The organism is Delftia sp. 11MD (assembly GCF_050907895.1).
Classification (GTDB): Bacteria; Pseudomonadota; Gammaproteobacteria; order Burkholderiales; family Burkholderiaceae_C; genus Comamonas; species Comamonas tsuruhatensis.
This window is the reverse complement of the sequence record NZ_CP194333.1, coordinates 3,862,259-3,873,917: the sequence shown is the minus strand read 5'-3', so window position 1 is coordinate 3,873,917 and position 11,659 is coordinate 3,862,259. Positions and strand designations below refer to the sequence as shown.

The 11,659-nt window shown below is 68.8% G+C and carries 10 protein-coding genes; 6 read left to right on the top strand and 4 right to left on the bottom strand.

What is annotated here, in order from left to right; translation table 11 throughout:
* The first annotated feature begins 2 nt into the window (after positions 1-2).
* The 3 genes from pdeM to ACRSCF_RS17475 all read left to right on the top strand — a co-directional run bounded on the left by pdeM (position 3) and on the right by ACRSCF_RS17475 (position 2,708).
* Positions 3-734 (top strand): ligase-associated DNA damage response endonuclease PdeM, encoded by a 732-nt coding sequence (pdeM, locus tag ACRSCF_RS17485; protein ID WP_034347934.1) that lies wholly within the window; start codon positions 3-5, stop codon positions 732-734.
* 133 nt (positions 735-867) lie between these two features.
* Complete coding sequence (locus ACRSCF_RS17480; protein ID WP_016448183.1) at positions 868-1,485, top strand: hypothetical protein; 618 nt, start codon at positions 868-870, stop codon at positions 1,483-1,485.
* Positions 1,486-1,664: 179 nt separating this feature from the next.
* Positions 1,665-2,708 carry a transporter gene (locus ACRSCF_RS17475; RefSeq protein WP_016448182.1) on the top strand — a complete coding sequence of 348 codons (1,044 nt, stop codon included), beginning with the start codon at positions 1,665-1,667 and terminating at the stop codon, positions 2,706-2,708.
* Positions 2,709-2,711: 3 nt separating this feature from the next.
* On the opposite strand, the gene ACRSCF_RS17470 is transcribed toward ACRSCF_RS17475, so the two are convergent.
* The 4 genes from ACRSCF_RS17470 to ACRSCF_RS17455 all read right to left on the bottom strand — a co-directional run bounded on the left by ACRSCF_RS17470 (position 2,712) and on the right by ACRSCF_RS17455 (position 7,246).
* The gene (locus ACRSCF_RS17470) at positions 2,712-4,226 is read right to left on the bottom strand and encodes a tripartite tricarboxylate transporter permease (RefSeq protein ID WP_133073034.1); all 1,515 of its coding nucleotides are present in this window, start codon (positions 4,224-4,226) and stop codon (positions 2,712-2,714) included.
* 27 nt (positions 4,227-4,253) lie between these two features.
* Positions 4,254-4,847 carry a tripartite tricarboxylate transporter TctB family protein gene (locus tag ACRSCF_RS17465; RefSeq protein ID WP_133073033.1) on the bottom strand — a complete coding sequence of 198 codons (594 nt, stop codon included), beginning with the start codon at positions 4,845-4,847 and terminating at the stop codon, positions 4,254-4,256.
* A gap of 11 nt (positions 4,848-4,858) precedes the next feature.
* Entirely contained in the window at positions 4,859-5,899 is a 1,041-nt protein-coding gene (locus ACRSCF_RS17460; protein WP_244386265.1) for a Bug family tripartite tricarboxylate transporter substrate binding protein, read from the bottom strand.
* A gap of 105 nt (positions 5,900-6,004) precedes the next feature.
* A complete protein-coding gene (locus ACRSCF_RS17455; RefSeq protein ID WP_012204896.1) occupies positions 6,005-7,246 on the bottom strand; it encodes a pyridoxal-phosphate-dependent aminotransferase family protein in 1,242 nt (413 codons plus the stop codon).
* A 157-nt stretch (positions 7,247-7,403) separates the two neighbouring features.
* Here ACRSCF_RS17455 and ACRSCF_RS17450 point away from each other — a divergent pair, with 157 nt between their 5' ends.
* The 3 genes from ACRSCF_RS17450 to ACRSCF_RS17440 are packed head-to-tail and all read left to right on the top strand — an operon-like array spanning position 7,404 to position 11,654.
* Positions 7,404-8,093 (top strand): GntR family transcriptional regulator, encoded by a 690-nt coding sequence (locus ACRSCF_RS17450; protein ID WP_244386262.1) that lies wholly within the window; start codon positions 7,404-7,406, stop codon positions 8,091-8,093.
* An 8-nt stretch (positions 8,094-8,101) separates the two neighbouring features.
* Positions 8,102-11,188, top strand: coding sequence for an FAD-binding and (Fe-S)-binding domain-containing protein (locus ACRSCF_RS17445; protein WP_244386260.1), 3,087 nt, complete (start codon positions 8,102-8,104; stop codon positions 11,186-11,188).
* Between the two features lie 49 nt (positions 11,189-11,237).
* Positions 11,238-11,654: a heme-binding protein gene (locus tag ACRSCF_RS17440; RefSeq protein WP_034364385.1), complete on the top strand. Its 417-nt coding sequence runs from the start codon at positions 11,238-11,240 to the stop codon at positions 11,652-11,654.
* Positions 11,655-11,659 lie beyond the last annotated feature (5 nt).

Here is an 11,659-nt window from a genome sequence, read left to right as displayed (position 1 = left end):
TGATGAAAGGCCACGCACCGTTGCCAAGTCCTGTTTCCCCCGACGCCCTGGCCGGCAGCCTGGGCATGTTCCTGGCCGGCGAGCCCGTGCACCTGCTGGCCCAGCATGCGCTGTGGTGGCCCGCCCAGGGCACGCTGTTCATCGCCGACCTGCACCTGGGCAAGGCCGCCACCTTCCGCGCGCGCGGCATTCCCGTGCCGGCGGGCACCACGCAGGGCAACCTGGAGCGGCTGTCGGCCCTTCTTCTGGGCCTGCCCGTGCGGCGGCTCGTGGTGCTGGGCGACTTCCTGCACGCGGCCGAGGCACGCAATCCTGCCGTACTGGCTGCACTGGCCCGCTGGCGCAGCCGCCATGCGGCCGTGGAACTGGTGCTGGTGCGCGGCAACCATGACAGCCACGCAGGCGATCCGCCGCCCGCGCTGGGCTTTGCCATCGTGGACGAGCCCTGGCACCTGGGGCCGTTCGCCGCCTGCCATCACCCCCCGCCGCCAACGCAGGACCTGCAGGCGCAGCAGGCCCGGCCCTGGCATGTGCTGGCCGGCCATGTCCATCCCGCCATCGTGCTGCGCGGCACCGGCCGCGACGCCCTGCGTCTGCCGTGCTTTGCCGTGCACGCTGGCTTTACCCTGCTGCCCGCCTTCGGCCTGTTCACCGGCATGGCCAGCCTGCCGCCCGAGCCAGGCCGCCAGCTCTTTGCCGTGGGCGCGGACCGGGTCTGGGCCGTGCCTGGGTGAGCCCAGGGATGTAATCGGGCGTAATTCTCCGCAAGGCCGTTGTTCCCTACAGTGACTCCCGCAGCAAGCGTGGCGGGACAGCAGGCAGTGCCCGGGGATGCCGCAGCGCTTTTCGTTCCACCAGGAGGAATGCATGGGCGTTCAACTCAATTTCTTCAACCAATCGAACGACGCGAACCACCCGCAGATCGTCATCTTCCAGAAGAACGTCGCCAGCGACCTCGATGCGCCTGCCGTGGCTTGGCGCGTCATCAAGTACTGCGGACAGGGCGACAACCATCCGTTCACCTTTCCGCTGGGCCTGCAGGTCGGCGCCAGCGACAGCCATGGCAACTGCACGCCGCAGCTGGAGGCGCAGTACGGCCAGCAGTTCCAGATGGCGCCGTCCACTGCCGGCGATCGCCTGGCGCCCGCAGGCTACGGCGCCAGCTCCAAGGAAGTGCAGGTGCTCAACGCGCTGCCCCAAGGCGCCATCAACGCCAGCTGCTACAAGGACGGCAGGCTGCTGGCCGTCAAGACCGCGATTGCCCCCCGGCAAAAGGCCGTCTTCGAATTCAAGCCCAGCATCTGGATCGGCGTGGCCTCGCACATCCAGCAGGGCCAGATCATGAACTCGGCCATCGTCTCCCAGATGAACACCGAAATCTCCCTGCTGGGCATCTCCCGTGCCGACATCGTGATGCGCGGCGGCGGCTCGGGGGCGAATTCCCGCCCCTTCTCGTTCTCGCTGGAGAACGTCGTGATGTGCTGATGCAGGGTCGCGGCAAGGGGAGGAGGCGGAGAAAGGGCAGTGAGGGGGCGGAGAGGGGACGCAAGGGCCTGTGCATGACACCCTGATGACGGCTGTCACATCCCTGTCATGGACGCAGCCAAGAATCCCGCACTTGCCCGGCCCGCGCGGGCCACTTCCGCAGGTGCTTCCTCCTCCCCATGACCGATGCAGCCTCCCCCCTGGCACAGGCCCACGAAGACGCAGGCCTGATCTGCGGCTGGCGCTTCTTCAGTGACACACGGCAGTGCGTGCAGGCCGTGACGGCGCCATCCGCCGCGCAGTGGCTGGCCGATGCCGCAGCCCGGTCCGATGCGGGCCGGCGCGATTTCCTGTGGCTGCACTTCAACCTGACCCACACCCAGTCCCTGCGCTGGCTGCAGCGCCATGCGGGCCTGCCCGACGTGTTCTATGCCGCCCTGCGCGAGGGCCTGACCTCCACGCGCATCGAGCGCGCCGACGACAGCCTGGTCGCCGTGCTCAACGATGTGAACTTCGAGTTCAACTTCGATTCGGCCGACATCGCCACGCTGTGGATCTGCCTGGACGAGCGCCTGGTCATCACCGCGCGCACCCAGCCGCTGCGCTCTGTCGATGCCCTGCGCGACGCCGTGCGCCGCGGCGACAGCCCCGCCAGCACTGCCGAGCTGCTGGAGCACCTGATGCGCACCCAGGCCGATGTGCTGGTCAAGGTGGTGCGCGAGACCACGGCGCGCGTGGACGACATCGAGGACGCCATCCTGGCCCAGCGCTACCACCATCCGCGCGCCCACCTGGGCCGGCTGCGCCGCCTGCTGGTGCGCCTTCAGCGCCTGCTGGCGCCCGAGCCCGCCGCGCTGTTCCGCCTGCTGCAGCAGCCCCCCGGCTGGATGGGCGAGGAAGACCGGCGCGGCCTGGCCGCAGCGAGCGAGGAGTTCTCGCTCATGCTGCGCGACATGCAGACCCTGCAGGACCGCATCAAGCTGCTGCAGGAAGAGGTGGCCGCCGCCGTGAACGAGGACAACAGCAACAGCCTCTTCGTTCTGACCGTGGTCACCGTGCTGGCCCTGCCCATCAACATCCTGGCCGGCCTGTTCGGCATGAACGTGGGCGGCATACCGCTGGCCGAGCACGAGCACGGCTTCTGGATCGTGGTGTCCATCGTCGTCGCCTTCACCGTCATCGCCGCATGGCTGGCGTTTCGCAAGAAGCGGTACAGGGATTAGGGCTCAGGCCGCCACAGCCCTTGCCCTCGCCCCGAACGCCATCGCCCGCAACTTGCCCAGCAGCGGCCACACCAGCATCAGCAGGGCCAGCGTGGTGATGGTGCCCGACAGGCCGTTGTGCCAGAAGATGCCCAGCTCGCCCTGGCTGGAGAGCATGCTCTGGCGGAAGGCGTCTTCCATGCGGTCGCCCAGCACGATGGCCAGCACCATGGGCGCCAGTGGATAGTCGAGCTTCTTGAACACGTAGCCGACCACGCCGAAGACCAGCATGAGCCAGATGTCCGTGGCATTGCCGTGCACGGTGAAGGCGCCGATGGCGCAGACCATGAGGATCATGGGCGCGACGATGGAAAACGGCACGCGCAGGATGGCGGCGAACAGCGGCACGGTGGCCATAACGATGACCAGGCCGGCGATGTTGCCCAGGTACATGCTGGCGATCAGGCCCCAGACGAAGTCCTTTTGCTCGGTGAACAGCAGCGGGCCGGGCTGCAGGCCCCAGATCATCAGCCCGCCCAGCAGCACGGCCGCCGTGGCCGAACCCGGAATGCCCAGGGCCAGCATGGGCAGCAGGGCCGAGGTGCCGGCCGCGTGGGCGGCGGTCTCGGGGGCGAGCACGCCTTCGGGGTTGCCCTTGCCGAAGCTGTCGGGGTCGCGCGAGAACTTCTTGGCCAGCCCGTAGCCCATGAAGCTGGCCGCCACGGCGCCGCCCGGCGTCACGCCCATCCAGCAGCCCACCAGGGCCGAGCGCAGCATGGTCAGCCAGTAGCGCGGCAGCCGGGCCCAGGTCCTGAACACCACCTTGAGGTCGATGGAGGCCTTCTTGCCCTTGAAGGCGAGGCCTTCCTCGATGGTCATCAGGATCTCGCTGATGCCGAACAGGCCGATCACCACCACCAGGAAATCAAAGCCGCGCAGCAGCTCCGTGGAGCCGAAGGTCATGCGCAGGTCGCCCGAGATGGTGTCCATGCCCACGGCCGCCAGCAGCAGGCCCACGGCCATGGCGGCCACGATCTTGGCCTTGGGCTCCTTGCCCATGCCGATGAAGGAGCAGAACGTCAGGAAGAAGACCGCGAAGAACTCCGGCGGCCCGAACTGCAGCGCGAACGAGGCCACGACCGGCGCCAGGAAGGTGATCAGCATCACGCCCGAGATGGCGCCGATGAACGAGCCCGTGAAGGCCGTGGTCAGCGCCGCTCCCGCGTGCCCCTGCTGGGCCATGGGATAGCCGTCGAAGGTGGTGGCCACCGACCAGGCCTCGCCCGGGATGTTGAACAGCACCGAGGTGATGGCGCCGCCGAACAGCGCCCCCCAGTAGATGCAAGACAGCAGGATGATGGCCGAGGTGGGCGACATGCCGAAGGTCAGCGGCAGCAGGATGGCCACGCCGTTGGGGCCACCCAGGCCCGGCAGCACGCCGACCACGATGCCCAGCAGGATGCCCGTGAGCATCAGCCCCGTGTTCTGCCAGGTGGTGACGGCCGCGAAGCCGTGCGCAAGGTATTGGAGTTCGTCCATGGTGTTGCTCCGTGGCGGCGACAGGGGTCAATAGCCGAGCCAGGCTTCAAGCGGACCCTTGGGCAGGGGCACCTTGAACTGGATCTCGAAGACGTAGAACAGCAGCACGCTGGTGAAGCCCGACAGCGCCACGGCCTTCCACCAGGGATAGCGGCCCGCAAACACCATGAAGCCCGTGATGAACAGCACCGAGGCCGCGTAGATGCCCAGCGGCGCGATCACGGCGATGTAGGCCGTCAGCGGCAGCAGCACCTGGGCCACGCGCCTGAGCTGCAGCCAGCTGGCGAACTGCTCCTGGCTGCGGCTGCGCAGCGCCTGCACGAAGACGGCGATGGCGCAGATGCCCAGCACGGCGCCCACGCGCAGCGGGAAGTAGCCGGCCTGCGGGCCGGTGTCGCTCCAGCCTGCGCCAATGCGCTGGTTGTCCCAGACCACGAGCACGGCCAGCGCCAGCAGCACGGCGGCCACGCCGTACTCCACATGGCGGCGGGACAGGCCGGGGGCCTGGGCTTCGGTGGCGGGGATGGATTCGGTGGCCGCGCTGGAGGGCTGGGCCGGGGCTGCTGCTGCCGCTGCCGCTGCATTGGAGGAGGGCGGGGCAAGGTGGATGGCGGTGTCCATGGCGCGGCTCCTCACTTGGCTGCGGCGGCGGCCACGCTGGCCGACAGGAAACCGGCCTTCTTCATGATGTCGAGGTGGCGCGTCTCGTCCTTGGCCAGGAAGTCCACGAAGGCCTGCCCCGTCATGTACTCGGGCTTGAGCGCGTTTTTCTCCAGGTACTCCTTCCACTCGGGCGTGGCCACCACCTTGTGCATCACGCCCGCATAGAACTGCGCCTGCTCGGGCGTGGTGCCGGGCGGCAGGAAGAAGCCGCGCAGCATGGTGTACTGCACATCCAGGCCCTGCTCCCTGCAGGTGGGGATGTCCGACAGCGCCTGGCTGCCCGTGACCTTGGCCGTGTACTCGATGCGCTGCGTGTCGAACACGCACAGCGCCCGCACCTGGCCCGCGCGCCACTGCGCCATGGACTCGCTGGGGTTGTTGACGTTGGAGTCGATGTGCTTGCCCACCAGCTGGGTGCTGGCCTCGCCGCCGCCCTTGTAGGGGATGTAGGTGAACTTCACGCCGGCGGCCTGTTCCATGTTGGCGGTGATGATCTGGTCCTCGCGCTTGGAACTGGTGCCGCCCGTCTTGAACTTGCCGCCGGCCTGCCGCGCGGCGGCCAGGTAGTCGGCGGGCGTCTGGTAGCCGGTCTCGGCATTGACCCAGAGCACGAACTGGTCCTGGGCAATCATGGCCACGGGATTCAGGTCGCGCCACTGGAAGGGCAGGGCCGTGGCCATGGGCAGGGTGAAGATGGCCGTGGAGGCCACCAGCAGCTTGTGCGGGTCGCGCGCCGAGGCCTTGACATCCAGAATGCCCTCGGCGCCGGAGGCACCGGCCTTGTTGAGGATGACCACGGGCTGCTCGATCAGCTTGTGCTTGGTGACGATGGCCTGGATCACGCGCGCCATCTGGTCCGAGGCGCCACCGGCCGAGAACGGCACGACGAGTTCGACGGACTTGGCGGGCTTCCATTGCGCCCAGGCGGCAGGGGCGGCGAGGGTGATGGCGGCGGTGGCGGCGAGGGTGGCGACGGCAGTTGCCGCCAGGCGGTTGCGGGGCGATGTCATGTCTCTTGTCTCCTGTTATTTCCTGGTATTGGTGCAATCCACGATCAAGGGGGCGAGCCATGTGCTCCGGCTCTGCCAAGGGTTTTCGGCGCGGGGCCGATGGGTTCAGGCGGCCTTGCGCAGCGCACCGGCTGCGGCGTGGGCAGCGAAGTAGTCCATGGACGCCTGCACGCCGCTGCCGGCCAGACGGATGCCGGACAGCTTCAGCCCCATCTCCACGCCCGCCACCATGGCCAGCAGCGTGAGATCGTTGCTGTCGCCCAGGTGGCCCATGCGGAACATGCGGCCCTTGAGCTTGCCCAGGCCCGCGCCCAGCGACAGGTCGAAGCGCGTGTGGATCAGGCGGCGCAGGGCGTCGGCATCCACGCCCTCGGGCGTGATCACGCCGGTGAGCACGGGCGAGTAGACCTGCGGATCGGCGCACTGGATGGGCAGGCCCCAGGCCTGGACGGCGGCGCGCACGCCGGCCGCCCAGCGCTGGTGGCGCGCAAACACCGTGTCCAGCCCTTCGGCCAGCAGCATGTCCAGCGATTCGGACAGGGCGTACAGCAGGTTGGTGTTGGGCGTGTAGGGCCAGTAGCCGGTCTGGTTCATCTCCACGATCTCGTCCCAGGCCCAGAACGACTTGGGCAGCTTCGCGCTTTTGGCGGCCTCCAGCGCACGTGGCGACAGGGCGTTGAAGCTGATGCCGGGCGGCAGCATCAGGCCCTTTTGCGAGCCGCTGATGGTCACGTCCACGCCCCATTCGTCATGGCGGTAGTCGGCGCTGGCCAGGCCCGAGATGGTGTCCACCAGCAGCAGGGCCGGGTGGCCCGCCGCGTCGATGGCGCGGCGCACGGCGGCGATGTCCGAGGTCACGCCCGTGGAGGTCTCGTTGTGCACCACGCACACGGCGCGGATCCGGCGCTCCGTGTCCTTGCGCAGCCGCGCCTCGATCAGCCCGGCCTGCACGCCATGGCGCCAGCCCGGCGCCTGGGGCAGGTGCTCATCGGAGCCGCCATAGGACAGGAACTCGGTGGACAGGCCCAGGCGCGTGGCCATCTTCTGCCACAGCGAGGCGAAGTGGCCGGTCTCGAACATCAGCACATGGTCGCCAGGGCTGAGCGTGTTGATCAGGGCCGCCTCCCAGGCGCCCGTGCCGGAGGCCGGATAGATCACCACCGGATGCCGGGTCTTGAAGACCTGCTGGATGCCGGCCAGCACCTTCAGGCCGAGCTGGCCGAACTCCGGCCCCCGGTGGTCGATGGTGGGCAGGCTCATGGCCCGCAGGATGCGGTCGGGAACCGGGCTGGGGCCGGGGATCTGGAGGAAGTGGCGGCCCGTGGGATGGTTGTCGAGCGTGAGCATGGTGCGTCCTTTCAAGGAAATGCCAGGTCGGTCTGCGGGGGAGGGTGTTTGCGAATTTTTGCATTCAAAATTCATAAATGCCTTGGTGATAACCATGAATACATTGAGAAATGCTTGCGTAAGAATGAATGCAAAATTCATTCGACCAGGAGAATCCATGGCGGAGATCATCGAGATTTCGCGGCTCGCCCTGCATGACCAGGTGGCGGCGCGGCTGCGCACCTGGCTGGTGGAAGGGCGCATACCGCCCGGCGCCAAGCTCAACGAGCGCGCGCTGTGCGAGCAGCTGCGCGTTTCGCGCACGCCGCTGCGCGAGGCCATCAAGCTGCTGGCCTCCGAAGGGCTGGTGGACCTGGTGCCCAACCGCGGCGCCGTGGCCGTGCGCCTGGGCGTGGCCGATGTGCTGCAGACCTTCGAAGTGCTGGCGGGGCTGGAGGGCATTTCGGGCGAGCTGGCCGCGCAGCGCATCAGCGAGCAGCAACTGGCCGAGGTGCGGGCCCTGCACTTCGAGATGCTGGCCAGCCATGCGCGCCAGGACCTGTCCGGCTACTACCGGCTCAATGCGCTGATCCACTCGGCCATCAACCGCGCCGCCGCCAACCCCGTGCTGGCCGAGACCTATGGCCGCATCAACGCCCGCGTGCAGTCGCTGCGCTTTCGCACCAACCAGGACGCGGCCAAGTGGAAGCGCGCCGTCCAGGAGCACGAACGCATGCTGGAGGCGCTGCAGGCGCGCGACGCCGCCGCGCTGCGCCAGGTGCTGGTCGCCCACCTGGAGCACAAGCGCGACACCGTCATCGCCCTGCTCAAGGCAGGCCAGATCTACCCACGAACCATGAACGAATGAGAGCCGCCATGCTGATGGAATCCACGCACCGCCTTGCCGCTTCCCCCGACGACACCGTGCCCGCCCCCGGCACCGTGCTGCCGCCTAACGATGTCTGCCAGGCGCTGGCGCGCCGCCTGCGCTCGGACACGCGCGGCCAGGTCCTGTTCGACGCCGCCTCGCGCGGGCGCTATGCCACCGATGCCTCCATCTACCAGATCATGCCGGTGGGCGTCTTCGTGCCCACCTGCGAAGAAGACATCGCCACGGCCCTGCAGATCGCCCGCGAGCTGAAGGTGCCCGTGCTGCCGCGCGGCGGCGGCACCAGCCAGTGCGGCCAGACCACGGGCGCGGCCCTGGTGATCGACAACAGCAAGCATTTGCGCAACATCCTCTCGGTGGACCCCGATGCAGGCACGGCCGAGGTCGAGCCCGGCCTGGTGCTGGACCACCTCAACGCCCGGCTCAAGAAGCTCGGCCTGTGGTATCCGGTGGACGTATCGACCAGCGCCCAGGCCACGCTGGGCGGCATGGCGGGCAACAACTCCTGCGGATCGCGCTCCATTGCCTACGGCAACATGGTGCACAACGTGCGCGGCGCCCGCGCCTGGATGGCCGATGGCGAGCTGCTGGACTTCGGCCCCGTCGCCCAGGCCACGGGCCGCACAGCGCGCATTGCGCAGTTCGTGCACGGGCTGGCGCAACAGCACCGCGAGGACATTCATGCCCACTGGCCCAAGGTCATGCGCCGCGTGGCGGGCTACAACCTCGACATCTTCGACAACCAGAGCGAGCGGCCCTACACGGCCGACGGCAGCGTCAACCTGGCCCATCTGCTGATAGGCGCCGAGGGCACGCTGGCCTACACGCGCTCGCTCACCCTGCAGCTCAGCGCGCTGCCGCGCGCCAAGGTGCTGGGCGTGGTCAACTTCCCCACCTTCCACGCGGCCATGGACTCGGCCCAGCACATCGTGAAGCTGGGACCCACGGCCGTGGAGCTGGTGGACCGCACCATGATCGAGCTGGGCCTGGCCAACCCGGCCTTCAAGCCCACCATAGAGACCGCGCTCATCGGCCGCCCGGCTGCCATCTTGCTGGTGGAATTCGCCGGCGACGACCGCGCCGCGCTGCTGGCGCGGCTGCGCCAGCTGGTGGAACTCATGGGCGAGCTGGGCCTGCCCGGCAGCGTGGTGGAAATGCCCGAGGAAGCGGCCCAGAAAAACCTCTGGGAAGTGCGCAAGGCGGGGCTGAACATCATGATGAGCCTCAAGGGCGACGGCAAGCCCGTGAGCTTCATCGAGGACTGCGCCGTGCCGCTGCAGCACCTGGCCGAGTACACCGACGCGCTCACCGAAGTGTTCGCGCGCCATGGCAGCCGGGGCACCTGGTACGCCCATGCCTCCGTGGGCACGCTGCATGTGCGGCCCATCCTGGACATGCGCACCGACGGCGCGGCGCGCATGCGCGCCATTGCCGAGGAAGCGGCCGAACTGGTGCGCAAATACAAGGGCGCCTTCAGCGGCGAGCACGGCGACGGGCTGTGCCGCGGCGAGTGGATTGCCTGGCAGTTCGGGCCCGCCATCACCGAGGCCCTGCGCGCCATCAAGCAGCACTTCGACCCGGACAGCCTCTTCAACCCCGGCAAGATCATCGATACGCCGAAGATGGACGATGGCCGGCTGTTCCGCTTTGCGCCCGCCGATGCGCCCCGGCCCTACCGGCGCATTCCCATCACGCCCGTGCTCGACTGGTCCGCCTGGAACGTGCAGGCCGACCCGGTCACCGAAGTCACCACGGCGCCCGGCACGGGCGGCGACGTCACCGGCGGCTTTGCCAAGGCCGTGGAGATGTGCAACAACAACGGCCACTGCCGCAAGTTCGACGCCGGCACCATGTGCCCCAGCTACCGCGTCACGCGCGACGAGCAGCACCTGACGCGCGGCCGCGCCAACACCCTGCGCCTGGCCATCTCGGGCCAGCTGGGGCCGGACGCCTTCACCAGCGAGGCCATGCACGACACCATGGACCTGTGCGTGGGCTGCAAGGGCTGCAGGCGCGACTGCCCCACGGGCGTGGACATGGCCCGCATGAAGGTGGAATTCCTGACCCACTACAAGGCCCGCCATGGCCACACGCTCAAGGACCGGCTGGTCGCCCATCTGCCGCGCTACGCGGCCACGGCCAGCCGCATGCCCTGGCTGCTGAACCTGCGCAACCGCCTGCCCGTGTTGCGCCAACTGGGCGAAAAACTGCTGGGCCTGTCCGCCCGGCGCTCGCTGCCGGCCTGGCGCAGCGACACCTTCTGGCGCGCGCCCGAAGCACATACCTTTCTTGACCGCGACCAGGCCCTGGCCCGCGCGGCGGCCGGCGAGCGCGTGGCCGTGCTCTTCGTGGACACCTTCAACGGCACCTTCGAGAGCGAAAACGCCCTGGCCGCCGCCCGCGTGCTGCAGGCGGCCGGCTATGCGCTGCACACCGCCAGCAAGTCCGCCAAAGAGGGCGGCGGCCACCACTGCTGCGGCCGCACCTACCTGGCCACCGGCATGGTCGAGCAGGCCAAGGCCAGCGCCGGTGCGCTGATCAACGCCCTGGCGCCCTTGGCCCGTGCCGGCATCCCCATCGTCGGCCTGGAGCCCTCCTGCCTGCTGACCCTGCGCGACGAAGCCCTGGTCATGGGTCTGGGCGAGCCTGCACAGGCCGTTGCCGCCCAGGCCCTGCTGTTCGAGGAATTCATTGCCCGTGAAGTGAAGGCCGGCCGCTTCGCGCTGCCGCTGCGCGCCGCCGAGGCGCCCATCCTCGTGCACGGCCATTGCCACCAGAAGGCCTTTGGCGCGGTCAGCCCCATCCTCGACGTGCTGCGGCTGATTCCCGGCGCCCAGCCCGAGCTCATCGAAAGCTCCTGCTGCGGCATGGCCGGCAGCTTCGGCTACGAGGCCAGCCACCACCAGGTCTCCATGGACATGGCCGAGGCGGCCCTGCTGCCGGCCATACGCCAGCGCCCCGAGGCCATCGTCGTGGCCGACGGCACCAGCTGCCGCCACCAGATCGCCGACGGCGCGGCGCGCGAAGCCGTGCATGTGGCGCGGCTGCTGGAAAGCCTGCTGGACGCCCGCTGACTGCCCGCTGACCGCCATCCTCCAACCCGCACAAGACCAAGGCACTCCCATGAAGCACAAGCCCTGCCTGGACCTCCAGGACATCAAGGCCATCGCCCAGGCCGCCGAGGCGCATGCCACGGCGCGCGGCTGGGCCGTCAGCATCGCCATCGCCGATGACGGCGGCCACCTGCTGTGGCTGCAGCGCCTGGACGGCGCGGCACCGGCCTCGGCCCACATCGCGCCGGCCAAGGCCCACGCCGCAGCACTGGGCCGCAAGGAAAGCCGGCTCTATGAGGAAATGATCAATGGTGGCCGTACCGCCTACCTGAGCGTGCCCGCGCTGCAGGGCCTGCTGGAAGGCGGCGTGCCCATCACCAGGGAGGGCCACTGCCTGGGCGCCGTGGGCGTCAGCGGGGTGAAGCCGGCCGAGGATGCGGAGGTGGCGCGGGCGGGGATTGCGGCGCTACAAGTTCTAAAGGAGTAAGGGCG